The 23,157-nt window shown below is 65.1% G+C and carries 20 protein-coding genes; 13 read left to right on the top strand and 7 right to left on the bottom strand.

Annotated elements, in window-relative coordinates; all coding sequences use genetic code 11:
- Window positions 1-437: 437 nt before the first annotated feature.
- Window positions 438-884 carry a lytic transglycosylase domain-containing protein gene (locus AB3X99_RS26300; protein ID WP_069264500.1) on the top strand — a complete coding sequence of 149 codons (447 nt, stop codon included), beginning with the start codon at window positions 438-440 and terminating at the stop codon, window positions 882-884.
- Window positions 885-1,061: 177 nt separating this feature from the next.
- A complete protein-coding gene (locus tag AB3X99_RS26295) occupies window positions 1,062-2,396 on the top strand; it encodes a GTP-binding protein (RefSeq protein ID WP_368618562.1) in 1,335 nt (444 codons plus the stop codon).
- Window positions 2,397-2,529: 133 nt separating this feature from the next.
- On the opposite strand, the gene AB3X99_RS26290 is transcribed toward AB3X99_RS26295, so the two are convergent.
- Complete coding sequence (locus AB3X99_RS26290) at window positions 2,530-2,808, bottom strand: HU family DNA-binding protein (RefSeq protein ID WP_027815965.1); 279 nt, start codon at window positions 2,806-2,808, stop codon at window positions 2,530-2,532.
- 463 nt (window positions 2,809-3,271) lie between these two features.
- Here AB3X99_RS26290 and mnmC point away from each other — a divergent pair, with 463 nt between their 5' ends.
- The 7 genes from mnmC to AB3X99_RS26255 all read left to right on the top strand — a co-directional run bounded on the left by mnmC (window position 3,272) and on the right by AB3X99_RS26255 (window position 12,991).
- Window positions 3,272-5,254: a bifunctional tRNA (5-methylaminomethyl-2-thiouridine)(34)-methyltransferase MnmD/FAD-dependent 5-carboxymethylaminomethyl-2-thiouridine(34) oxidoreductase MnmC gene (gene mnmC / locus AB3X99_RS26285; protein ID WP_368618561.1), complete on the top strand. Its 1,983-nt coding sequence runs from the start codon at window positions 3,272-3,274 to the stop codon at window positions 5,252-5,254.
- A 937-nt stretch (window positions 5,255-6,191) separates the two neighbouring features.
- Window positions 6,192-7,397, top strand: a complete 1,206-nt coding sequence (locus AB3X99_RS26280) for a cation:proton antiporter (RefSeq protein ID WP_069264496.1) — start codon at window positions 6,192-6,194, stop codon at window positions 7,395-7,397.
- Between the two features lie 55 nt (window positions 7,398-7,452).
- Window positions 7,453-8,568, top strand: coding sequence for a YbdK family carboxylate-amine ligase (locus AB3X99_RS26275; protein WP_069264494.1), 1,116 nt, complete (start codon window positions 7,453-7,455; stop codon window positions 8,566-8,568).
- Window positions 8,569-9,344: 776 nt separating this feature from the next.
- Window positions 9,345-9,983, top strand: coding sequence for a MarR family winged helix-turn-helix transcriptional regulator (locus AB3X99_RS26270; protein WP_069264492.1), 639 nt, complete (start codon window positions 9,345-9,347; stop codon window positions 9,981-9,983).
- Between the two features lie 247 nt (window positions 9,984-10,230).
- Window positions 10,231-10,959, top strand: coding sequence for a glutamine amidotransferase (locus AB3X99_RS26265; protein WP_342949157.1), 729 nt, complete (start codon window positions 10,231-10,233; stop codon window positions 10,957-10,959).
- Window positions 10,960-11,080: 121 nt separating this feature from the next.
- On the top strand, window positions 11,081-12,193 hold the full coding sequence (locus AB3X99_RS26260; RefSeq protein WP_069264488.1) for an NADH:flavin oxidoreductase/NADH oxidase: 1,113 nt from the start codon (window positions 11,081-11,083) through the stop codon (window positions 12,191-12,193).
- Window positions 12,194-12,484: 291 nt separating this feature from the next.
- Window positions 12,485-12,991, top strand: a complete 507-nt coding sequence (locus AB3X99_RS26255; protein WP_069264486.1) for an SET domain-containing protein — start codon at window positions 12,485-12,487, stop codon at window positions 12,989-12,991.
- Between the two features lie 79 nt (window positions 12,992-13,070).
- Here the strand turns inward: AB3X99_RS26255 and AB3X99_RS26250 are convergent, their stop codons facing one another.
- Complete coding sequence (locus AB3X99_RS26250) at window positions 13,071-14,639, bottom strand: sensor histidine kinase N-terminal domain-containing protein (protein ID WP_342949159.1); 1,569 nt, start codon at window positions 14,637-14,639, stop codon at window positions 13,071-13,073.
- A gap of 185 nt (window positions 14,640-14,824) precedes the next feature.
- Window positions 14,825-15,511, bottom strand: a complete 687-nt coding sequence (locus AB3X99_RS26245) for a response regulator transcription factor (RefSeq protein WP_027815974.1) — start codon at window positions 15,509-15,511, stop codon at window positions 14,825-14,827.
- A gap of 106 nt (window positions 15,512-15,617) precedes the next feature.
- Here AB3X99_RS26245 and AB3X99_RS26240 point away from each other — a divergent pair, with 106 nt between their 5' ends.
- The gene (locus tag AB3X99_RS26240; protein ID WP_069264749.1) at window positions 15,618-15,848 is read left to right on the top strand and encodes a DUF3717 domain-containing protein; all 231 of its coding nucleotides are present in this window, start codon (window positions 15,618-15,620) and stop codon (window positions 15,846-15,848) included.
- 103 nt (window positions 15,849-15,951) lie between these two features.
- Here AB3X99_RS26240 and AB3X99_RS26235 read toward each other — a convergent pair whose 3' ends face one another.
- A complete protein-coding gene (locus tag AB3X99_RS26235) occupies window positions 15,952-16,305 on the bottom strand; it encodes a 4a-hydroxytetrahydrobiopterin dehydratase (protein ID WP_256094713.1) in 354 nt (117 codons plus the stop codon).
- Between the two features lie 86 nt (window positions 16,306-16,391).
- Window positions 16,392-17,285: a phenylalanine 4-monooxygenase gene (gene phhA, locus AB3X99_RS26230; RefSeq protein WP_368618560.1), complete on the bottom strand. Its 894-nt coding sequence runs from the start codon at window positions 17,283-17,285 to the stop codon at window positions 16,392-16,394.
- Window positions 17,286-17,426: 141 nt separating this feature from the next.
- On the opposite strand from phhA, the gene AB3X99_RS26225 reads away from it, so the two are divergent.
- The gene (locus AB3X99_RS26225) at window positions 17,427-17,918 is read left to right on the top strand and encodes an Lrp/AsnC family transcriptional regulator (RefSeq protein ID WP_028203286.1); all 492 of its coding nucleotides are present in this window, start codon (window positions 17,427-17,429) and stop codon (window positions 17,916-17,918) included.
- Between the two features lie 58 nt (window positions 17,919-17,976).
- Here the strand turns inward: AB3X99_RS26225 and AB3X99_RS26220 are convergent, their stop codons facing one another.
- Window positions 17,977-18,501 carry a class IV adenylate cyclase gene (locus AB3X99_RS26220; RefSeq protein ID WP_069264482.1) on the bottom strand — a complete coding sequence of 175 codons (525 nt, stop codon included), beginning with the start codon at window positions 18,499-18,501 and terminating at the stop codon, window positions 17,977-17,979.
- 206 nt (window positions 18,502-18,707) lie between these two features.
- Window positions 18,708-19,595 (bottom strand): LysR family transcriptional regulator, encoded by an 888-nt coding sequence (locus AB3X99_RS26215; RefSeq protein ID WP_368618559.1) that lies wholly within the window; start codon window positions 19,593-19,595, stop codon window positions 18,708-18,710.
- 112 nt (window positions 19,596-19,707) lie between these two features.
- Here AB3X99_RS26215 and AB3X99_RS26210 point away from each other — a divergent pair, with 112 nt between their 5' ends.
- Window positions 19,708-21,231 carry a CoA-acylating methylmalonate-semialdehyde dehydrogenase gene (locus tag AB3X99_RS26210; RefSeq protein WP_342949162.1) on the top strand — a complete coding sequence of 508 codons (1,524 nt, stop codon included), beginning with the start codon at window positions 19,708-19,710 and terminating at the stop codon, window positions 21,229-21,231.
- Window positions 21,232-21,345: 114 nt separating this feature from the next.
- A complete protein-coding gene (locus AB3X99_RS26205) occupies window positions 21,346-23,049 on the top strand; it encodes a GMC family oxidoreductase (protein WP_368618558.1) in 1,704 nt (567 codons plus the stop codon).
- The last annotated feature ends 108 nt before the right edge of the window (window positions 23,050-23,157 follow it).

The following is a 23,157-nucleotide window of genomic DNA, read 5'->3' as shown; positions in this document are numbered from 1 at the left end:
GCTCTCATCGGCCCGGACGTCCGTCAGTCAACAAAAGATGAAACAGTAGCAGTTTTTCGTGTCGAATTTGTCACAAAAAATGGCTCTCCGGGGAATTCTTCTAATCGCCGAGCCGCGCCAGCCGGTAATCCCAAGCTGTTTGTAAGCATGCATGCCTCGCGAGCGAGAGCGCGTGGACTTCAATTGGCTCGAAGCGCTGCGCCTTGTCTGAGCAGCCAGCTTGACGCGTCATCAGTGACCGGTATCATACGAGCGGCCCGAAGGATGGCCAACGCGCGTTTCCCCCTGTCTTTATGTGGGAATTCCCGCATTGCGCGCCAGAAATCAGACCGGCTCGCGAGAGATTGCGTCATTCTGCAGGCTGTGCCGTTCGTCTCCGGGCTTGTCCTTTTGCTTGTCTTTTGCTTGCCCTTTTGTCAGTTTCCGCGCGAGTCGCCATGCCTAACGTCTGGTCCGCTACGCTTGCCGCCGCCGTGGTGCTCGTCACCGCGAGCGTCAGCACGCTCGCGCACGCGGATTGTTTCGACGAGGCCGCGCGCTACCAGAAGGTCAATCCGCTGATCCTGCGCGCCATTGCCTGGCAGGAGTCGCACAACCGTCCCGACGCAGTACACAGGAATGCGAACGGTTCGATCGACTACGGCGTCATGCAGATCAATTCGGTGCATCTGCCCGTGCTCTCGCAGTACGGCATTTCGCAAAGCACGCTCATGGAGCCGTGCAAGAACGTCTATATCGCCGCGTGGCATCTGCGCCAGAAGATGAACAAGTACGGCAACACGTGGGCTGCCGTCGGCGCTTACCATTCCGAAACGCCGACGCTGCGCGACCTCTACGCGCAGCAGATCGCAGACATTCTGCGCAAGTGGCATCTCATGCAATAGCGCGCTTGAGCGCGTGCTGAGCGCTCACAGCATGCTCGCGCCCTGAATGCGGCGGCACGCGTGCCCTGCGTGGCGCGCGCGCATGGTGCAAAATGCTGGCTGACGCCGCACCCTTACGAGGATTTCGATCCTTTCGCGCGGCGCGCCTCCCGACTCACTTTTTGCACCACAACTGCGATGAACCAGCCGCCACTGCCCGTCACCGTGCTCTCGGGTTTTCTGGGCGCGGGCAAGACCACGCTGCTCAACCATATCCTGTCGAACCGCGCAGGCCTGCGCGTGGCGGTGATCGTCAACGACCTCGCCTCGGTGAACATCGACGCCGCGCTCGTGCGTGACGCCTCGGCACTCTCGCGCGTGGAAGAGCGCGTGGTCGAATTGTCGAACGGCTGCATTTGCTGCACGCTGCGCGACGACCTGCTCACCGAGATCCAGCGCCTCGCCGATCCGGCTCGCGCCGGCCAGCGCTTCGACGCCATCGTGATCGAATCGACCGGCGTGGCCGAGCCCATGCCGATCGCGGAAACCTTCACGTTCGCCGGCGACGACGGCATCGCGCTCGATGAATTCGCGCGTCTCGACACGATGGTCACCGTCGTCGACGCATTCAACTTCCTGCGCGACTACGCGAGCGCCGACCAGCTTGCGCAGCGCGGCGTGGCAGCGAGCGAGGAAGACGACCGCGCGATCGTCGAACTGCTCGTCGATCAGGTGGAGTTCTGCGACGTGCTCGTGCTCAACAAGGCCGACCTCGTAAGCGACGACGAACTCGCACGCTTGCAGCACATTCTCGCGCGCATCAATCCGCGCGCGGTGCAGGTGGTGAGCCGCTTCGGCAACGTGCCGCTCGAGGAGGTGATCAACACCGGCCGCTTCGATTTCGATGCGGCATCGAGCGCGCCGGGCTGGCTCGCCTCGCTGCACGAGCATGACCATTGCGAAGACCCGGCGCATTGCCACGATCCGGCGCATGCGCCGCGCAGCGAAGCCGACGAATACGGCATCAGCAACTTCGTGTATCGCGCACGCCGCCCGTTTCATCCCGAGCGCTTCTGGGCGCTGCTCAACCAGGAATGGAAGGGTGTGCTGCGCTCGAAGGGTTTCTTCTGGCTCGCCACGCGCAACGACGTGACGGGCACGCTCTCGCAGGCGGGCGGCGTGTGTCGTCACGGTCCCGCGGGCACGTGGTGGGCGGCGCTGCCGCGCGAGGAATGGCCGCAGGACGCCGAACTCGAAAAGGAAATCGCCGCCGACTGGCAAGGCGATCTCGACGACCCGAGCGTCGGCGACCGCCGCCAGGAGTTGGTGATGATCGGCATCGATCTCGAGCGCGACGCGTGGCGCGCGAAGCTCGATGCATGCCTCCTCAACGATGCGGAATACGCGGCAGGCCCCGAAGCCTGGCTGGGCTACGCCGACCCGTTCCCGTCGTGGGAGCTCGACGACGACGACCACGATCATGATCACGGCGATCACGACGATCACGACGAGATCGTCCACCGTCCCGCCTGACCGGAACGACGCGCTCAACGAACAACGGCGCCGCAAAAATGCGGCGCCGTTTGCTTTTTCGCCAGCGATGCATGCACCTCGCAGGCGAAAAAAAACCCGCCAGGGGCGGGTGTCAACTTAAAGCGGCAATGCCTTAGCGCTTGTTGACGGCGTCCTTGAACGCCTTGCCAGCCGTGAACTTGACGGTCTTGGCAGCGGGAATCTTGATGGTTTCGCCGGTCTTCGGGTTACGGCCCGTACGGGCTGCGCGCTTGCCCGAACCGAAGCTGCCGAAGCCGATCAGCTGAACCGCATCACCTTTCGACACAGCCTTCTTGACCACTTCGAGGAGCGTGTCCAGCGTCTCGCCGGTTTGTGCCTTGCTAGCGCCCGTCTGTGCTGCGACGGCGTCGATCAGTTCCTGTTTATTCATTGAGAAGTTCCTTTCTGTGTTTAGGTTGACACGAACAGCGCGAACGCGCCGATTATACGGACGCGTGCCGCGCCGTCGAGCAGCGACGGACCTGGAGCACCCCGGCGTTTTCGCGTTGCGGCGACTAGCGTGTGTCTGATGCCGCAACGTCCGTGCTGCCGCTTCCCTGGGCGGCGCTTGCTATGATAGCGCAGCGCAAACCCAATAACGACAAGGGTTTCGAAGATTTCGCGCGGGAAATGCGGGTTTTTTGGAGCTTGTAGACCTTTTTGGGGTGTCCACCACCGCAAATCCCCCCGCCTGCGACGTTTTTCCCGCCGCACGCGTTGCGCCGCGCCAACGCAGCATGCGCGCAAACGCCGGCCCGGCAAGCGTTTGCGGCAACGCGATCCGCCTTCGTCACACGCTTTTTCCAGCCGCGCTGCTTGTCCGTTTTCTCCTCACCTCTGGCTTCGCGTTCCTCATGACCGCCACCCTGACACCCGCCACGCTCGCCTTCCGGGAAGACGGCACGCCGTTTTCGCCCATCTATGGCGACGTTTATCACAGCACTGCCGGCGCATTCGCACAGGCTCAAGCCGTCTTTCTGAAAGGCAACGCGCTGCCGCAGCGCTGGCAAGACAGGCGGATCTTCACCGTGGTCGAAACCGGCTTCGGCATGGGCGTGAACTTTCTCGCCACGTGGTCGGCATGGCGCGACGACCCGGCGCGCTGCGAACGCCTGCATTTCGTTTCGGTGGAAAAGCATCCGTTCGCGCGCAACGACCTGAAAAGTGCGCTCGACGCAGTCGTTGCACACGCACGCGAAGCGCCGCTCGCGCACGAACTCGTGAACGCCTGGCCGATGCTCGTGCCGGGCACCCATCGCCTCGAATTCGAGGGCGGACGCGTCACGCTCACGCTCGCTTTCGGCGATGCACTCGAGGTATTTCCCAAAATGTGGATGCGCGCCGATGCGATCTACCTCGACGGCTTCGCTCCGGCGAAGAATCCCGACCTCTGGTCGCCGGCCATTTTCAAGGCGCTCGCGCGCATCGCCGGCGAGGACGCCACCTTCGCGACCTGGAGCAGTTCGGGCGACGTCAAGCGCGCGCTGGAGCAAAACGGCTTCGAATACCGCAAGGTGGAAGGCTTCAACGGCAAGTGGGCGATGCTGGCCGGACGCTTCGCGCCGCGCTGGCGCGTGCGCCGCTACGAGCCACCGCTGCCGCTTGCGCTGCGCGAGCGGCACGCCGTCGTCGTGGGAGCGGGACTCGCCGGCTGCGCGCTCGTCGAGCGGCTGGCCGTGCGCGGCTGGCGTGTGACGCTCGTCGAACGCAACGCCGCGCCCGCGCTCGAGGCATCGGGCAATCCAGCCGGCGTGTTTCATCCGCTGATTTCGCGTGACGACAGCAGCGCGTCGCGCATCACGCGCGCCGGGTTTCTCTACGCGCTGCAACGCTGGGCCACGCTCGAAGCCGCCGGCCACGCGCCCAAGCGCTCGCACGCCGGCTTGCTCCATCTCGCCACTGACGACGAATCGCGCGCCGTCGCCGCCGCGCTGGAATCGTTCGGCTATCCCGAAGAATTCGTGCGCGCCGTCACGCGCGAGCAAGCCCAGGCGCTGGCCGGCATCGCGCTCAATCAGGGCGGGTGGTTCTATCCGCAGGGCGGCGCAATCGACCCGGCAACGCTCTGCCGCGCCCAATGCGCCTTCGCCGCCGCGCTGCCCGGCGCGCAGGTCGAGACACGTTTCGGTGTGCGTATCGGTCACATTGCCCGCGCCGGCGAACAGGAATCCGGTGAATGGCAGGTGTTCGACGATGCCGGACGGCTCGTCGCCCAGGCAGCCGCGGTGATCTTCGCCAACGCCCAGGACACCTCGCGCGCCGCCGCGCTCGCGCATGCGCCCACCCGCATCGTGCGCGGCCAGCTCACGCTCGTCGATCCCAGCCCGCTCGCGAACCTGCGCGTACCCGTGATCGGCGAGGGCTATGCGGTGCCGCTCGACGGCGGCGTTACGCTCGCGGGCGCCACCTACGAAGTCGACGACGCCGACGACGCGCTGCGCGCCGCCGGCCATACCGAGAACATCGAACGTGTCGCGCACATGCTCCCCGGGCTTGCCGCGGCCCAGCGCGAGGGCGAGCGCGATTTCGCGGGCCGCGTGGCGTTCCGCTGCGTCACCAGCGACCGCATGCCGATGCTCGGCCCGCTCGCCGACGAAGACGCCGCCCGCCGCGACGCCCCGCGTCTGGCCGGCGCATGGCCCCTCGACCTGCCGCGCGCAAGCGGCCTCTACGGCGCGTATGCGTTTGGCTCGCGCGGGCTCGTTTGGGCGGGACTGGGGGCGGAGCTGATCGCGTCCCAGCTGGAAGGCGAGCCGTGGCCGCTGGAGCGGGAACTTGCGGACCAGCTGGATCCGGCGCGCTTCCTCCAGCGCGCCTTGCGCCAGCGCAGTCTTTGATCGCCCCACACGGGAAAGCGCCGCCCGGGTTATCCACGCCAATCTGTGGATAACCGCGCGAGTTGCCAGCGAATCGAGTGTGGAAGCGGTGTGGACGTAAACGGGGTAACTCAGCACGCCCCGTTCCAGGCCCAAAAGTTACTCTTCGAAGTGCGCATGGACCGCACATGCTTTGCGCGCGGTTGTGCGAACGCCAACTCCCGGATTCCTTTCAGTAAACCCCGGTTATCCACAGGAAATCCAGGCCCTTGTTAACTTCTACTACGTATACATACGGTAAACAGTAAACCCCAAGCTAGCGCCATCGCTGTCGGCAAAGACGATCCAGCCGGGCTTGAAAAACCAGACGAAAGCCGCCCGCCCCCCGAGGCGGTCATTTTTTCCGCATACGTCGCCAAAAGCGCACAATGAGGACGCTATTACCGTCTTTGTCGATGCTTTCGATGCGGTGGGGCAATTGCAAAAAAGCTATGGCACAATCGCCCTTCTTTCCGCGTCAAATGCCGCAGCAGACGGTCGACGCATCCAAGGAACGGTTGCCCCTCATCCTGAATCTGAGTGCTCAGGGTAGACGGCAGCGTTCGTTCATCCAACGCGGGCGCAGCCACACCACACGCAAGCGCCCGTACCGGCTGTTCGCCGCACCACCATGTGCCGGCTGCTTTGTCGCAGCGTTTTGCCGCACGGTTCGTCCGCACTCGCCGCAGGAAGCGCGTATTCGCGCCAGCTCGCCCAATCGTCATATCGTCGGGCCAGCCGGCTGCATCGATTGGCGCAGCGCCAGGCGCAGAGCAAGCCGACAACGGACGGGGAGTAGAGGTGTCGTTCGCCTCGTGCGGCACGCGGCTTGCCTGTTAGCCGGTCGTATGTCGATCCAACGTCGGACAGCCGGATTCGATCCCACGCAAGATGTCGTTGCCAAGGAGAAGCCACCACGATGAAGTCGGCGTTTTCGTTTTTTCCCGCCTGGCCGTTGCAGCTCGACGGAATTTTCTGGGCCGGGCTCGCGCTGCTCGCCGCCGGTTTGTGCGGCGAGCTTTGTTATCGGGCGTGGCGCTTGCCGCGGATCTCGGGCTATGGGGTGATCGGGCTCATTGCCGGATCGGCCGGGTTCGGCGTGATCGACGCCGATGTCGGCACGGCCGCGCGGCCGTTGCTCGACGTCGCGCTCGGCCTGCTGCTGTTCGAACTGGGCAGCCGTCTCGACCTGCGCTGGATCCGCCGCAATCCCTGGCTCATCCTGTCGAGCCTTGCCGAGTCCTCGCTCACCTTCGTGCTCGTGCTCGCGGTGCTGCTGTTCCTTTCCGTGCCGACGATGATCGCGCTCGTCGTGTCGGCGATCGCCATGGCGACGTCGCCTGCCATGGTGATCCAGCTCAAGACTGAGCTGCGCGCAGAAGGCCAGGTCACGCAGCGCCTGCTCACGCTCACGGCGCTCAACAGCATGTATGCGGTGATCGTGGAAAAGCTCGCCTCGACCTGGCTGCATCAGGAGATGTACGGCAACGTGTTCGCGACGATCCTGCAGCCGCTTTATCTGCTGATCGGCTCGCTGATTCTCGCGTTCGTGCTCGCCCGTGCTTGCACGCTGTTTTACCGCCGGCTGAGCCCGCAGGACGAGCACTCGTTCGTCGCGCTCTTCGGCCTCGTGCTGCTGGCGATCGCCATTGCGCACCTGCTCAAGCTCTCGACGATCCTGAGCCTGCTTGCCGCGGGCATCATCGTGAAGAATCTGGAGCCGCGTCCGCAGCTGTGGCCGCAGCATTTCGGCACGGCCGGATGGCTGCTCACGGTCATTCTGTTCGTGCTCACGCTCACCGCCTTCGAGTGGCACGACATTCTCGTGGGCGGCGCGGCGGCGGCGGGGCTGATCGTCGCCCGTGTCGCGGCCAAGCTCGTCGGCGTGCTGATGTTCGCCAAGCCGAGCGGGCTGCACTGGAAGCAGGGTGTGGCGCTCGGCCTTGCCTTGACGCCGATGTCGGCACTCGCGCTGCTGCTCGTCGAGGACACCTACGAGCTCTATCCGACGTTCGATCCGCGCCTGCGCGCGATCATTCTTTGCTCGATCGTCGTGCTGCAGCTCTTCGGACCCTGGGTGGTCTATCGCGCGCTCGCGCTCGTCGGCGAACGCGGCGAAAAATGAATCTCGCGGCGCGCGCGGCCGGCGGCTTGCGCGCGACGCCCCGACAGGAAACGCCATGTCACTTGAAACGTTTGTCGATTCGAAGCCGTTTACGTTCGGCGTCGAACTCGAAATGCAGATCGTCAACACGCACGACTACGATCTGACCAAGGCGGGGAGCGACCTCATGCGCCTCGTCAAAGATCAGGAGATTCCGGGCAACATCACGCCCGAAATCACCGAAAGCATGATCGAACTCTCCACCGGCATCTGCACGAATCACGAGCAGGCTGTGGCCGATCTGCGCAAGATTCGCGACACGCTCGTCGCCGCGGCCGATCGTCTCAACGTCGGCCTGTGCGGCGGCGGTACCCACGCGTTCCAGCAATGGAGCGACCGGCGCATCGTCGATACGCCGCGCTTTCAGTATCTGTCCGAACTGTACGGCTACCTGGCGAAGCAGTTCACGGTGTTCGGCCAGCACGTGCATATCGGCTGCCCGGATGCGGACAGCGCGCTCTTCCTGCTGCACTCGCTTTCGCGCTTCATCCCGCATTTCATCGCGCTCTCGGCGTCGTCGCCCTATGTCCAGGGGGTGGACACCGGATTTCATTCGGCACGACTGAATTCCGTGTTCGCGTTTCCGCTGTCGGGCCGCGCGCCGTTCGTGCTGAGCTGGGAGGAGTTCAAGGAGTACTTCTCGAAGATGGTGCACACGGGCGTTGTCAACAGCATGAAAGACTTCTACTGGGACATCCGCCCGAAACCCGGCTTCGGTACGATCGAGGTGCGCGTGATGGATACGCCGCTTTCGGTGGAGCGCGCCGCCGCGATCGCCTGCTACATCCAGACGCTCGCGCGCCATCTGCTCACCGATCGACCGATCGCGCCGCTCGAGGACGACTACCTCGTGTACACGTTCAACCGATTCCAGGCGTGCCGCTTCGGCCTCGCCGGCACCTGCGTGAATCCGCAAACGGGCGAGCGCCGCACGATTTCCGAAGACATCCTCGAAACGCTGGACCGGATCGCCCCGCACGGCGAAGTGCTCGGCTCGACGCGCGCGCTCACCGAAATCGGCACGATCGCCCGTGCGCAGAACAACGACGCCACGTGGCTGCGCAGCGTGGTGGCCGAGGAAAAATCGCTGCATGAAGCGGTGCGCCAGCAGTGCCTGCGCTGGCGCGCCTGATGGGAATCGAAAAGAGGGAGCCGGCGGACAGACAGGACCACTGACCGATTTTTGCGGGGGGCAGGAGGTGTCGGAAGCACGCCCCGCGCCGGCAAAACAGGATGCAAGGGCAGCTTTCGGGCTGCCCTTCGTGCTTTGGGGGACCGGAAAACCGGTAGGCAGCGTGTGAAAAGCGGGCCAAAAACGGGTTGCGTTGGTTCCGCACGCCACTTTTTTCGAAGTGCACGAAAATTTTTTTGCCGCCTTCGAGGTACCTGGGGGTTCTTATTTTTTTGACCTGAGTCCCGACATGGTCCATATTCAAGGACAAATAGCCCAGGCCTTTGTGGGTAACCTTCGTTTTCCCTGCAAACTCAATGGACTACGTAATGATTGGTTAGGCCCGATCGGGCAGATTCCAGTTGCGTTCGAGACAGAAATCCGCGATAACCTGCATGGGTCGCGGGGCGACGACGGCGAGCAGCGAGGAACCTGTACACAAGGCAATAGCGTGCTTATCAACGGGTTATCCACAATTCACGTTGGATAAGTTAGCTGTGCGATTTGCCGCTCTCGCATAGAATGTCGGTTTGCTGCACTGGCGTCGGGACTTGAAGGATGTTTTCGGGGCCTGCGGCAAGAAACATGACAGTGCAACGCATACGATGACGTATGCGAAGCAGGATTTTTTGAGATGGTGCGGCGCTCGGGGAACCGGGCGCCAGCGTTCCCACAGGCCGTCGGTCAAAGCGGCGGCTGACGATGCAGCGCAAGCTGCCAATAACCAGCGAAAGACTATGAGCGAAGGCGTATACGGAGAGCAGGCAGCCGGGCGGGTGACCCATAGCCTGCTGCGACTTAGCACGGCAATGCGGAGCCAGGCGTGGGACTGGGCCGAAGGGGCAGGCCTCACGCCTACCCAGGGCGAAATTCTCGTGCTGCTGATGCAGCGTAAGGGGCCGATGCGCCTCGGCGAGATCGCGCGTGAAACGGCCCTCACGGCCGCGACCACCAGCGATGCGGTGAGCACGCTCGAAACCAAGGGGCTGGTCGAAAAGCGCCGTGCGCTCGACGACGGCCGCGCGCTCGCGGTGCGTCTCACCTCGCGCGGCCGCACGGCGGCGAAAAAGGCCTCGCAGTGGCCCGACTTCCTGTCGAAGGCGGTCGGCACGCTGAAGGCGGACGAGCAGTCCACGCTGTATCGCTCGCTGCTCAAGACGGTTTATCTGCTCGAATCGCAGGAAACCAGCCCGCAGCACCGCATGTGCCTGACCTGCTCGCATTTCGAGCCGAGCAAGAACCCGAAGAAGACGCCGCATCACTGCCAGCTCCTGAATATCGACATGGCTGACACGGATCTGCGTCTCGATTGCTCGGTCTACGAACAGGCCGACGTGACGACCCAGAAGAAAAACTGGAAGATCTTCGCGGTTTAAGGCCGAAGCTGCGCCGCCGCCCCCATGCGGGCGGCGCGCGCAACGCATGTAATGCACGGTAATGCAAAGCACCGCGCGGTCGTTGGCGTGCGGACTTTGCGTGCATCAAACGCGTGCATGGCAATTTGCGTAGTTCTCGCAAGTATTTGCCACAAGTTTTTGTCACGACCGTTGGCGCAAACGTTCGCAGGCGCCGTGAAAAAGCGGTGACGTGCATGCCGTCCACAGCCGACCCGGGAATGTGCCGATGAATCGCGAAGTATTGGCTGTGCGCCATGTCTATTTCGAGGACCTCGGCAGCTTCGAGCGCGTGCTCGGCGACCGCGGCCGCCCCGTGCGCTACGTCGATGTCGGCTTCGCCCGCGTCGGCGCGCTCAATCCCTTGTCGGCGTCGCTCATGGTCGTGCTCGGTGGGCCGATCAACGCGTGCGACGACGCGCGCTATCCCACTCTCGTTCCCCTTGCCGCGATGATCGAAAAGCGCATCGCGGCGGGTCTGCCTACGCTCGGCATCTGCCTCGGCGCGCAGCTCATTGCGCGCGTGCTCGGGGCGCGCGTGTATGCGGGACCCCAGCCCGAGATCGGCTGGACGCCGCTCACGCTCACCGACGCCGGCCGCGCCTCGCCGCTGCAGCACCTCGACGGCGCGGCGACCTCCATGCTGCACTGGCATGGCGATACCTTCGATCTGCCGCAGGGCGCCACGCGGCTCGCTTCCACGCCGCTCTGCGAGAACCAGGCGTTTGCCTGGAGCGATAACGTGCTCGGCCTGCAGTGCCACCCCGAAGTGCGCGCCGACCGCTTCGAGCCCTGGCTGATCGGTCATGCCGCCGAAATCGCCGGCGCGGGCGTGGACGTGAACGCGCTGCGCGACGACACGGCGCGCCACGGGCCGCTCCTCGAAGCGCAGGCGAGCCGCATGTTCGGCGAATGGCTCGATGCCGTCGACGCCCAGATGGCCGCGCGCCAACCCTGACGCGCGCCTGAACCGAGCCTGATCCACTTCGCGCCGGCGCACGCGTCGTGTGCCTTGTCGAACGCGTGAAAAAAGCGCGTGCTATTCTCGGACGCTTCTGCCAACCGTCCGGGGACCTCCCATGAGCAAGCTCTTCAGTCCGCTCGAACTGCGTGGCGTGACGCTCCCCAATCGCATCGTCGTTTCGCCGATGTGCCAGTACTCCGCCGAGCGCGGCGAAGCCAACGACTGGCACATGATCCATCTCGGCCACCTGGCGCTTTCGGGCGCCGCGATGCTCTGCATCGAAGCGACGGCCGTCGAACCGGACGGCCGCATCACGCCGGGCTGTCTCGGCCTGTGGGACGACGTGACCGAAGCCGCACTCGAGCCCGTGATCGCCGCTATCCGCCGCCACTCGCCGATCCGCATCGCCATGCAGATCTCGCACGCGGGTCGCAAGGCGTCGAGTCATGTGCCCTGGGAGGGCGGCCAGCTGATTCCGGTCGCCGACGGCGGGTGGCTGCCGCACGCGCCTTCGGCGCTCGCGCACAAGGAAGGCGAGGCGCCGCCGCTCGCACTCGACGTCGCGGGTCTGAATCGCGTGCGCGATGCGTTCGTGGCCACGGCGCGCCGCGCTGCGCGTCTTGGCATCGACGCCCTCGAAATCCACGCGGCGCACGGCTATTTGCTGCACCAATTTCTCTCGCCGATCGCGAACCAGCGCAGCGACGAATACGGCGGCTCGCGCGAAAACCGCATGCGCTTTCCGCTCGAAGTGTTCGACGCGGTGCGCGCCGAATTTCCTGCCGATCGCCCGATCGGCGTGCGCGTTTCGGCAACGGATTGGGTCGATGGCGGCTGGACTCCCGAGGACACCGTCGTCCTCGCGCAGGCGCTCAAGGCGCGCGGCGCGGACTGGATCGACGTGTCGTCGGGCGGCGTGTCGCCGCTGCAGAAGATCGCGCTCGAGCCCGGCTATCAGGTGCCGTTCGCGCGCAAGGTGAAGGCCGAAACGGGCATGACGACGATTGCGGTGGGCCTCATCACCGACGCCTTGCAGGCCAATCAGATCATCGAAGACGGCGAGGCCGACTTGATCGCGATGGCGCGCGCGATGCTCTACGATCCGCGCTGGCCATGGCACGCCGCGGCGCAACTCGGCGCGAGCGTGAGCGCGCCGCCGCAATACTGGCGCTCGCAGCCGCGCGAGTTGAAGAAGCTGTTCGGCGAGACGACGCTCGGCCAGCGCTGAGACACGCTGCGCGTGGCGGTTTCTCACGGCGCATATGGGTTGAACGAAAGAGGCGCGAGCGTGTACGATGCCGTCTGTGGCGCGCCGGGCGTCGCATGAGCGCGGCGCCCAATCGGCGCCGCGTTTGCGTACGGAGCGCGACGAGCCGGGATGCAAGGGCCGATGCAAGGCCAGGCAGACCGCCAGGCACGGCTTCATGAGAGAGCCGCGGGCGGCGCGCGCGAGGACATGTTCCAGGCCGCCTGTCATGACCGGGACAGTCTCCCCCAGTACTTCACAAGGATTCATTCAATGAGTGAACGCAGGATCGTCGTGCGCCAGTCGGGCGTGCACGGCAAGGGCGTGTTTGCGGCGGTCCCCATTGCGACCGGCGAACGACTGATCGAATACAAGGGCGAGCGCATCTCCTGGAAGGAAGCGCTGCGGCGTCATCCGCATAATCCTGACGAACCGAATCACACGTTCTATTTCGCGCTGGACGACGGTGACGTGATCGACGGCAAGGTGAAGGGCAACAGCGCGCGCTGGATCAATCATTCGTGCGCGCCGAATTGCGAAGCCGAGGAAATCGAAGGACACGTCTATATTCACGCGCTGCGCGATATCGCTGAAGGCGAGGAGCTTTTCTACGACTACGGCCTCGTGATCGACGCGAAGCAGACGAAGAAGCTCAAACGCGAATACGAATGCCGATGCGGCGCCCGCAAGTGTCGCGGCACGATGCTCGCGCCGCCCGACGACGACAAGTCCGGGAAGGGCGCGAAAGCGTCGAAAGGCAAGAGCAAAAAGAAGAAGTAAACGGCGCAGCGCGCGTCGCACCGTATCAAGCATAAGGGCCGCATGAGCGGCCCTTGTCGTTTTCCCGGCACCTGCAGCGTCAGAGATCGATGCTCGCCTGGTGGCTCGGTTTCTTCTCGCGCGGCGCCTCGCCGGCCTCGACCGTATGCAGGTGGGCGGCCTCGAAGGCGGCGGCCTCCTTGCTGTCACTGCGGTCTTTGGCGTCCTTGCCGCCAGGGATGCCGCGATGCGCGAGCGGCACACGCACGATGAAACGCGCGCCGCCTTCGGGGGCATCTTCGTAATGCACACTTCCCCGGTGCAGCGTCATGATGTCGTGCACGATCGCGAGGCCCAAGCCCGCGCCGCTATCGACACCGCTTTCGCTCTGACCGTCGCCGCGGAAGAAGCGCTTGAAGAGATCCGCCTGCTGCGAAGCGGGCACGCCGCCGCCGTTGTCTTCCACGACGATCTCGGCCATCGGCACGCCGTCCGCGGAGGACTGCGAAACGGTGACGGTGATGCGCGCGCCTTCGAGACGCACGGGCGGCAAATACTTGAGCGCGTTGTCGAGCAGATTCGCGATGACCTCGTGCAGCAGCACGGGGTTGCCGCGCACCATCAACGGCGTGTCGTTTTCGGGATCGTCGAGGCGCTGGAAGCCGAGGTCGACGTGGCTCGCCAGCGCCCGCGGCACCCACTCGGCGCCTGTTTCGAAGGCGAGCGCGGCCATGTCGATATCGACGAAGCGCGCAGCCTGTTCACCCGGCTCCGCACGCGCGAGCGAAAGCAGTTGATTGGACAGACGCACCGCGCGGTCGGCGGCCGCACGCAGCTCGCGCACCGCGTCGGTGACCTTCTGCGGCTCGCGCGCGTTCACGGCCTGCTCGGCGTGCAGCTTCACCGCCGTGAGCGGTGTACGCAGCTGATGGGCGGCGTCGGCGATGAACTTGCGCTGCGCGTCGAGCGCGGTCTTCAGGCGGCCGAGCAGCGCGTTCAGCGCGCCCGTGAGCGGACGGATCTCGACGGGCACGTAGGTCTCGTCCACCGGTTCGAGGGACGTGTGCGTCTGGCGGTTGAGCGAGTCGGCGAGCGCGGTGAGCGGGTTGAGCTGCTGATTGACCACGCGCCACACGATGACCCAGCCGGCGAGCAGCAGGAGCAGCAACGGCATCATGATCGCGACGAGAAACTCGGCCGCGATGCGAAAGCGATGGTGCACCGGCTGACCGACTTCCACGACGATCGGATTGCCATGCGCCTGCGGCACGCGTACCTGGGCGACACGCACGGTTACGCCCTGATAGATTGTTTCGAACACGTACGCGTAGTGCATGCGGCGCACGTTGGTGCCCTGCAGCGGCAGGTCATGGTCGCCCGCGATTTCCGTTTCGCCGTTGCTGATGCGATAGACGAGGTCCTCGACGGGGTCGGAAAACATCGCCTGGGCGAGCGGTGGGACGATATTGGCAGCATCGTCGCCGGCGATCTGGATCTGCCGGGAGATGGCCGTGGCGAGGTCGGCGAGTGAGCGGTCGACCACGTGCTGCGTGTACTGCCAGGCGAGCCAATAGGCGATCAGGCCGCTCATCAGCGCGAGCAGCGAAAGCGGGGCGGCGAGGCGCCGTAGCAGCGTGCGCCGCAGGCTCGTTGCGGCAGGTGAGGGCATGATGGCTTCGGGGCGAATGATGAATCGTAGGTGCGGCGGCGTGCGCGGCACGGGACCGATCCATTGTACGCGGGCCGCGGGCGTGGCGGCTGATGCGCCAGTGAGACGCCAGAAGCCGGCGCTTACAAGCGCAAACGGCGGCGGATTGCTCCGCCGCCGCTGGCTGCCCAGAAAAACGAGGCGGATCAGGCCGCCTGGCGGATTTCCTGCAGCAGATAGCCGAAGCCACGCACCGTGACGATCTCGACACGGCAGTTTTCCAGCTTCTTGCGCACCCGGTGCACGTAGACTTCGATCGCGGTGTCGCCGAGGTCGCCGCCGAAGTGCGTGAGGTGGTCCTGCAGTTGCGCCTTGCTCACCACGCGGCCGTGACGCAGCAGCAGCATTTCGAGCACCGCGAACTCACGCGGCGAGAGTTCGAGCGGCTTGTCGTCGTTGAAGATGCGGCGATCGACGCCCGACAGGCGCACGCCGCCGAGCGACACTTCGGGGCGCGGCACGTCGCCGTGCGGCCCGCTGCGGCGCATCACGGCGCGAATGCGCGCTTCGAGTTCGGCCGGTTCGAACGGCTTGAGCATGTAGTCGTCGGCGCCGGAATTCAGGCCCTGGACACGGTCGTTCAGTTCGTCGCGCGCGGTGAGCACGATCACGGGCGTATGCCGGTTGCTCTGGCGAAAGCGCGAAAGCAGCGTCATGCCGTCGATGCCCGGCAGCCCCAGATCGAGGATCACGAGCTCATGGCGATTTTGCGTGAGGGCCTGTTCGGCGAAGATGCCGTCGTGGACCATGTCGACCGTAAAGCCGGCTTGTTCGAGGCTGGACTGGATACCGCGTGCGATAGGGCGGTCGTCTTCGATCAGAAGGAGTCGCATGGGATTCGCTCAAGTACAATGGGTTTTAGCGTTCAGGCACGCAGTTCGCGAAGCGTCGCTTGCTGGTCTCGAGGCACAGCCCGACGGTTGCGCGATCACGATCCACATGTCCGATATTTCAATCACCGAACTCGAAGCCGCGATCAACTTCTGGCGCAACCGCTCGCCTTCGATTGGCGATGAACTCGCGTTGTGCCAGGAGGCAAGTGCGCTCTCCAAGCCTTATGCGCTGCTGATTGTACAGCGTCAGAACACCATATCACCGGAACGTTTAGACCCGATTGCCCGCGCTGCCTGGGAGTCTTACGTATCCATCAAGAATAGCCTTCAAAGCTGAAGGTTTGAAGGCCCCGCACCCTGCATTATGCTTTCACGGCGCGCTGTGCGCTCGCTGTGTGCACTCGCCGTGCGCACAGCGTACCCATGATTAGTACCGCTGCTTATGCGCTGAGCGGCCCCGGCGCGATCGAGTCGATGAAGCGCGCGAGTTCGATGTCGCGCGAGGTGAGGCCGTCGGCTTCGTGGGTGGAAAGCGTGATCTCCACACGGTTGTAGACGTTGAACCACTCGGGGTGGTGGTTCATTTCCTGCGCCTTGATGGCGACGCGCGTCATGAAGCCGAACGCTTCGTTGAAGTCGGCGAAGCGGAAATGGCGCTGGATCGCATCGCGGCCGGCGACGGCCTGCCAGCCGCGCAGGTCGGCGAGTTCGGATGCGCGCTCTTCGGATGTGAGTCGGTTGATCATCATTGCACCTGTATTGAGCTTGAGGCCCGGCGTGCGCCGTGAGCCGATCAGCCATTTTTTCACGTATGGGGCACGCGTGCGAGCGCTCGCATCAAGGAACGCGCGCGTGCTGCGGCGCAAAGCCCGCATGTCGTTCAGACGTCGCCGTCGTCGAGCCAGCCCTCGCGCGTGCCGCGCGTGATGATCGTGTCGCTTTGCAGCACGTCGCCGGCCGCGTGCGGCTGCACCGCGATGAGCGCCGCCGGATCAGCCAGACGCGAAGCAATGCCCGCGCCCAGCGCGTCGAAAAGCTGCGCGAACGAGTCGATCACGAAGTAGGTCTTCTGGAACGTGTCGATGCGATAGCGCGTGCGCAGCACGCGGTCGAGGTCGAACGCGAGCCGGTTGGGCGCCGCGCTCTCCACGCTGTATAGCGTCTCGCCCTTGCTCGAGACGATGCCGGCGCCGTAGATCTTCACGCCGTAGGGTGCACTCGGGTCGCGCATCAAGCCGAACTCCACCGTGTACCAGTAGAGCCGCGCGAGCAACGGCAATGCGCGCTCCTCGACGCCGAGCGCAGCGCGGCCATAGGCGTGAATCGCATCGGCGAAAGTGGGGTCGGTGAGCAGAGGGACATGGCCGAACAGGTCGTGGAAGCAGTCGGGTTCCTCCAGATAGTCGAGCTGGTCGGGCCTGCGCATCCACCAGGTGACCGGAAAGCGCCGGTTCGCCAGGTGCTCGAAGAAGATGCGCTCGGGCACGAGACCCGGCACGGCCACGATGCGCCATCCGGTTGCAGCCATCAGGCGCTCGCTCACCTGCGCGAAGGACGGAACGTGGGCAACGTTCAGGCCGATGCGCAACGCGCCTTCCATGAAGGCGTCGCAGGCGCGGCCTTCGAGCAGGGCGCGCTGGCGCCGGTAGAGCTGGTCCCAGACGGCGTGATCGGCCGCGCCGTAGCGCTCGCGCGGCTGGTCGATCGTGAAATCGGGGCGGGTGGTGAGACCCGCGTCGAACTGCTCCTGCAGTTTCGCGGTCGCGGCGACCATGTTCGTAACGCTCCACTAAAAAGGCTTGCTGTCATGCAAGTCTAGAGCGGATGGCGCGCGGGATGTGCGCGTACTCCATGGGTTACGGCTGGTGTATGCAATAATCGAGCGCAATACAGTCAATTAATGCGGACTCCATTCATGCTTGAACTCGACCATTTCGATCTGGCGCTGCTCGACGTGCTGCAGCGCTTTGGCCGCGCCACCCATCAGCAGCTTGGCGAGCAGGTGCCGCTCTCGCCCTCGCAGATCGGCAGGCGGCTGCAGCGCCTCGAGGCGTCAGGGGTGATCGACGGCTATCGCGTGGTGCTGCGGCCCGAAAAGCTCGGGCTGGGCGTGACCGCGTTCACGAGCCTCAAGCTCAAGCATCATGGAGATTCGATCATCGAGCAGTTCCAGCAGCAGATCGACGTGCTGCCCGAAGTGCTCGAATGCCATGCCGTGGTGGGGGACGCCGATTATTTGCTGCGCATCGTCGCGCCCGATCTGAACGCGCTCTCGACCTTCGTCATGAAGAAGCTCATGCGCGTGCCCGGCGTGGACAGCGTGCGCTCGAACATCGTGCTCACCACGTTCAAGCGCAACGGGCCGCTGCCGCTCGGGCATCTGGAGCCGGGCGCGCCGGCGGCGTGAGTGGCATGGGAGGGAAGGCGTAGCGGGCCGCAAGGGCCCGCTATGCCAATTGCAGATGTCAGGCCGCGTTGGCCGTATTGAGCAGATCCACGTAAGCCACCGCGACGAGATCGCTTTCGTCCACGCCGAGCTTCGCGAACACCGCGTGCGCTTCGGCTTCGCCGCCTTGCTCGTCGTCCTCGGGGCCGAGCACCACTTCCAGTTCGACGAAGTCGCCGAGACCATCCACGCGGTCCAGATGGATGCGCGTGCGGCCCGCCAGATACACGTGGCGCTCCTTCGAGACGATGCCGCGCGTGGTGAGCGCCGTGGCGAGCAGTGAATGCATGGCCTCGGCATTGGTGACGGGGCTGCGCGTGTAGTACGAGGCCTTCGGGCCGTCGCGGTCGTCGCGCTGATAGAAGATCAACTCGGGCGGCGTGCCGTCGTCGAACTGGCGCAGCTTCAGGCGGCCGCGCGGTACGTCATAGAAGAAGTCCTGCTGGCGAAAGATCAGCGGCGCTTCGGTGGCGAGCTGGGAAGCGCGGTCGCGCAAGGCGTCGAATTGACGAGCGCGGGCTTTGATTTCGATGTTGCGGGCCATGCAAGGCTCCTGTCGAACGAAGAGAACAAGGGGAACGATGGGAGAAGCGGGGAAACGCGCCGCGCAGGGTGAACACACCCGTGGGCGTGCCGAAAACGCGGAGCGGATTCCCAATCTATCAAAACTTGGGCGACAGCGCTGTTACGCGACCAGGCCTGCGCTTACGTCAGACATGAACGGGGCGCGCGCGTCTTCATGAGCGCGGCTCATATCGCCCACTGCGTTTCGATCGACTTCAGTGCCGCCGCGATGGTGGGCTCGTCGCGCCGCGCGGCGAGCGTGATGAAGGTGAGTTCCGTGGGCACCGTCACGCCTTCGACGATGGTGAGCCCGTGCGCGTGGGCTTCGGCGAGGGCCGTGGAATCCCGTGCGAGCGTGAGGCCCACGCCCGACTTGACGAGATCGAGCATCGACGGCTCCTGGTCCACCTCCGCCACCTTCACCGGCTTGGCGTGCGCGGCCTCGAACAGCGTGGTCAGCAGGCGATTGTGCGCGGAGGCGGGCGGAGTCCAGATCCATGGCAGCGCGGCGAGTGCGCGCCAGTCGCGCGCATCCTTCACGCGGTCTTTCCAGCCTGCCGGCGCGAGCACGCGGTACTGGAAGCGCGTGAGCGTGATGGCGTGGAAGGTGTCGGGGTCGGGCACGGGCTGGCCGATGTAGTAGCCCACGTCGAGCTCGCGCGAGCGCACCTGCTCGAGCACCCAGCCCGACATGCCGTGGCGCAGCGCCGTTTCGATCTGCGGCCAGGTTTCGACGAGCTGGCGCAGAAAGCCGCCGAGGCGCAGGAACGCCGGATCGAGAATGGTGCCGATGCGCAAGCGCCCGCGGACTTCGTGCCGCAGCGCAGCAGCGGCGCGCTGCACGTCGCCGGCGGCGGCGAGCGCGCGTTCGGCGTGCGGCAGCAGCGCCTGGCCGTCGCGCGTGAGCGCGAGCCCGTGCGAGGTGCGAGTGAAGAGCGCGATGCCCAGCGCCTCCTGCAAATGCTTGATCTGCAGGCTCACGGCCGGCTGCGTGAGATGCAGACGGGTGGCCGCGCGCGTGAGGTTGCCCTCGCGCGCGACCGTGACAAACGCTCGGAGCAAGGTCAGGTCCATATCCTGATATTAAACCGCCTTATATCGCTGTTGAGCATTAATCATTGGATCGCGCCCCAGCCTCGCGATTACGCTACCTGGATCGAGGCTTCACGACAAAAGAGGCACACCCATGGGCGAGACACATCAAAACGAAGCCGGCGTCCGCATGCTGACCCACTTCGTCAACGGCAAGCCGCTGGCTGGAACGAGCGAGCGTCATGGCGACGTTTTCAATCCGGCGTTCGGCAAAGTGAGCGCGCGCGTGCCGCTCGCCACCGTGGCGGAGGTCGACGCCGCCGTTGCCGCCGCGCAGGCAGCCTTTCCCGCGTGGGCGGAAATGGCCCCTATCAAGCGCGCGCGCATTCTCTTCAAGTTCAAGGATCTGCTCGACCAGCATCACGACGAACTCGCCGAACTCATTACGCGCGAACACGGCAAGGTGTTCTCCGACGCCAAGGGCGAGGTGATGCGCGGCATCGAGGTGGTCGAGTTCGCGTGCGGCATTCCCAATCTGCTGAAGACTGATTTCACCGACCAGATCGGCGGGGGCATCGACAACTGGAATCTGCGCCAGCCGCTGGGCGTCGTCGCCGGCATCACGCCGTTCAACTTCCCGATGATGGTGCCGTGCTGGATGTTCCCGATCGCGCTCGCGTGCGGCAACACGTTCGTGCTGAAGCCTTCGGAGCGCGATCCTTCCGCTTCGGTGCGGCTTGCCGAACTGCTCAAGGAAGCGGGGCTGCCCGACGGCGTGTTCAACGTCGTGCATGGCGACAAGGTGGCCGTGGACGCGCTGCTTGCGCATCCGGACGTCACCGCGCTGTCGTTCGTCGGCTCGACGCCGATCGCGGAGTACATCTACACGGAAGGCACGAGACACGGCAAGCGTGTGCAGGCGCTGGGCGGCGCGAAGAATCACCTCGTCGTGATGCCCGACGCGGACCTCGACCAGGCCGTCGACGCGCTGATCGGTGCGGCCTATGGCTCGGCCGGCGAGCGCTGCATGGCGATTTCGGTGGCGGTGGCCGTGGGCCATATCGCCGACGAACTCGTCGAGCGGCTCACGCCGCGCGTGAAGGCGCTGCAGATCGGCAGCGGCATGGACGGCGCGTCGGAAATGGGGCCGCTCGTCACGGGCGTGCATCGCGCGAAAGTGCAGGGCTATATCGAGGCCGGCGTGGCGGCGGGCGCGAAGCTCGTCGTGGACGGGCGCGGCCACAAGGTGGATGGTCATGAGGAGGGCTTCTTCCTCGGCGGCACGCTGTTCGACGACGTGAAGACCGACATGACGATCTACAAGGAAGAGATCTTCGGTCCGGTGCTGTCGGTCGTGCGCGTGCCCGATTTCGCGAGCGCCGTCGAGTTGATCAACGCACACGAATTCGCCAACGGCGTGTCGTGCTACACCTCGGACGGCGGCGTCGCGCGCGCCTTCTCGCGCCAGATCAAGGTGGGCATGGTCGGCATCAACGTGCCGATTCCGGTGCCGATGGCGTGGCACTCGTTCGGCGGCTGGAAGCGCTCGCTGTTCGGCGACCACCATGCCTACGGCGAGGAAGGCGTGCGCTTCTACACGCGCTACAAGAGCATCATGCAACGCTGGCCCGACAGCATCGCCAAGGGCGCGGAGTTCACCATGCCGGTGGCGAAGTAGGCGGCCGGGAGCCGGGCGCTTCGAAAGGAATCCGAAGCGTTCGATGCCGTCCGGCGCAGTAATCGCAGTCCAAAAATACAACATAAAGAGAGCAGTCATCGCTGGAGACACATCATGCCTGCACCGAGCGAAGCTCAGGCCGCGCGCCGCCTCGAAGGCGAATTCGACTACGTGATCGTTGGCGCGGGCACCGCGGGCTGCGTGCTCGCCAATCGCCTGACCGAGGACGCGGACGTTTCCGTGCTGCTCATCGAGGCGGGCGGCGCGGACGACTATCACTGGATCCACATTCCCGTGGGCTACCTGTATTGCATCGGCAATCCGCGCACGGACTGGCTCTACAAGACCGCCGCCGAAAAAGGCCTCAACGGCCGCTCGCTTTCGTACCCGCGCGGGCGCGTGCTGGGCGGTTCGTCGTCGATCAACGGCATGATCTACATGCGCGGCCAGCGCGAAGACTACGACAACTGGGCGCGCGAGACCGGCGATTCCGGCTGGTCGTGGGACAGCGTGCTGCCCGTGTTCCGCCGCAGCGAAGATCATCACGGCGGCGCGAGCGAGTTTCACGGCGCGGGTGGCCAATGGCGCGTGGAGAAGCAGCGTCTGCGCTGGCAGATTCTCGAATCGTTCGCGCGCGCCGCGCAGGAGCAGGGCATTGCCGCCACCGACGACTTCAATCGCGGCGACAACAGGGGCGTGGGCTATTTCGAAGTGAACCAGAAGCGCGGCGTGCGCTGGAATGCGTCGAAGGCGTTCTTGCGTGCGGCGATGAAGCGGCCCAACCTCACGGTCGTCACCGGCGCGCTCACGCAGCGGGTGATCTTCGAAGGCAAGCGCTGCGTGGGCGTGGAGTATCGCGGCGACGTCGACTACGTCGCGCGGGCACGTTATGAAGTGATCCTCAGCGCCGGTGCCGTGAATTCGCCGCAATTGCTCGAGCTTTCTGGCATCGGCGACGCTGCCCGGCTCGCGCAGCTCGGCATTGGCGTCGTACAGGATCTGCGCGGCGTGGGCGAGAACCTTCAGGACCATCTGCAATTGCGCATGGCGTTTCGCGTGAACGGCGTGCGTACGCTCAACACGGCCTCCGCGCACTGGTGGGGCAAGCTGATGATCGGCATGCAGTACGCGTTCTTCCAGAGCGGGCCCATGTCGATGGCGCCCTCGCAGCTCGGCGCATTCGCGAAATCGGACCCGAGCGATCCCACGCTCACGCGGCCCGACCTCCAGTATCACGTGCAGCCGCTTTCGCTCGACCGCTTCGGCGAGCCGCTGCATCGCTTCAACGCGTTCACCGCCTCGGTGTGCAACCTGCGGCCCACGTCGCGCGGCTGCATCCACGCCGTGTCGGCGGACCCGTCGCAGCCGCCTGCGATCGCGCCCAATTATCTGTCGACCGATCGCGACCTGCGCGTGGCGGCCAACGCGATACGGCTCACGCGGCGCATCGCGGCTTCGGGCGCGCTCGCGCGCTACCAGCCGCATGAGATTCTGCCGGGGCTCGCGTTCCAGACTGAGGAGCAACTGCGCGAGGCGGCGGGCAATGTCGGCACGACGATTTTTCATCCCGTCGGCACCTGCCGCATGGGCCGCGCCGACGACCCCGACGCCGTGGTCGACGCGCGCCTGCGTGTGCGCGGCGTGGAGGGCCTGCGTGTGGTGGACGCCTCGGTCATGCCGACCATTACCTCGGGAAACACGAATTCGCCGACGCTGATGATCGCGGAGCGCGCCGCCGAGATGCTGCGCGCCGACCGCCGCGAGGGTGCGCGTGCGCAAACGGAGGCCGCCGCCGGTGTCACGCTGACGACCGCCTGAGGGCATGGAGCGACGCGCAAGATAGCGTCGATTCGAAGACTATGTGGGACGAGAGCGCAAGCGCTTCCGCTCGCGTGCTTTTGTACGGCTGTGAGTTTCGGGTTTGCG

This window comes from Paraburkholderia sp. BR10882 (assembly GCF_040948855.1).
GTDB classification, from domain to species: domain Bacteria; phylum Pseudomonadota; class Gammaproteobacteria; order Burkholderiales; family Burkholderiaceae; genus Paraburkholderia; species Paraburkholderia nodosa_A.
Note: the sequence above shows the minus strand (reverse complement) of the source record. Positions and strands in the feature narration are given on the sequence as shown.

Excerpts from the sequence above, each read along its gene's own strand:
- AB3X99_RS26300 (WP_069264500.1), top strand. The coding sequence starts at position 438 with ATGCCTAACGTCTGGTCCGCTACGCTTGCCGCCGCCGTGGTGCTCGTC.
- AB3X99_RS26295 (WP_368618562.1), top strand. The coding sequence starts at position 1,062 with ATGAACCAGCCGCCACTGCCCGTCACCGTGCTCTCGGGTTTTCTGGGC.
- AB3X99_RS26290 (WP_027815965.1), bottom strand. The coding sequence starts at position 2,808 with ATGAATAAACAGGAACTGATCGACGCCGTCGCAGCACAGACGGGCGCT.
- mnmC (WP_368618561.1), top strand. The coding sequence starts at position 3,272 with ATGACCGCCACCCTGACACCCGCCACGCTCGCCTTCCGGGAAGACGGC.
- AB3X99_RS26280 (WP_069264496.1), top strand. The coding sequence starts at position 6,192 with ATGAAGTCGGCGTTTTCGTTTTTTCCCGCCTGGCCGTTGCAGCTCGAC.
- AB3X99_RS26275 (WP_069264494.1), top strand. The coding sequence starts at position 7,453 with ATGTCACTTGAAACGTTTGTCGATTCGAAGCCGTTTACGTTCGGCGTC.
- AB3X99_RS26270 (WP_069264492.1), top strand. The coding sequence starts at position 9,345 with ATGAGCGAAGGCGTATACGGAGAGCAGGCAGCCGGGCGGGTGACCCAT.
- AB3X99_RS26265 (WP_342949157.1), top strand. The coding sequence starts at position 10,231 with ATGAATCGCGAAGTATTGGCTGTGCGCCATGTCTATTTCGAGGACCTC.
- AB3X99_RS26260 (WP_069264488.1), top strand. The coding sequence starts at position 11,081 with ATGAGCAAGCTCTTCAGTCCGCTCGAACTGCGTGGCGTGACGCTCCCC.
- AB3X99_RS26255 (WP_069264486.1), top strand. The coding sequence starts at position 12,485 with ATGAGTGAACGCAGGATCGTCGTGCGCCAGTCGGGCGTGCACGGCAAG.
- AB3X99_RS26250 (WP_342949159.1), bottom strand. The coding sequence starts at position 14,639 with ATGCCCTCACCTGCCGCAACGAGCCTGCGGCGCACGCTGCTACGGCGC.
- AB3X99_RS26245 (WP_027815974.1), bottom strand. The coding sequence starts at position 15,511 with ATGCGACTCCTTCTGATCGAAGACGACCGCCCTATCGCACGCGGTATC.
- AB3X99_RS26240 (WP_069264749.1), top strand. The coding sequence starts at position 15,618 with ATGTCCGATATTTCAATCACCGAACTCGAAGCCGCGATCAACTTCTGG.
- phhA (WP_368618560.1), bottom strand. The coding sequence starts at position 17,285 with ATGGTCGCCGCGACCGCGAAACTGCAGGAGCAGTTCGACGCGGGTCTC.
- AB3X99_RS26225 (WP_028203286.1), top strand. The coding sequence starts at position 17,427 with ATGCTTGAACTCGACCATTTCGATCTGGCGCTGCTCGACGTGCTGCAG.
- AB3X99_RS26220 (WP_069264482.1), bottom strand. The coding sequence starts at position 18,501 with ATGGCCCGCAACATCGAAATCAAAGCCCGCGCTCGTCAATTCGACGCC.
- AB3X99_RS26215 (WP_368618559.1), bottom strand. The coding sequence starts at position 19,595 with ATGGACCTGACCTTGCTCCGAGCGTTTGTCACGGTCGCGCGCGAGGGC.
- AB3X99_RS26210 (WP_342949162.1), top strand. The coding sequence starts at position 19,708 with ATGGGCGAGACACATCAAAACGAAGCCGGCGTCCGCATGCTGACCCAC.
- AB3X99_RS26205 (WP_368618558.1), top strand. The coding sequence starts at position 21,346 with ATGCCTGCACCGAGCGAAGCTCAGGCCGCGCGCCGCCTCGAAGGCGAA.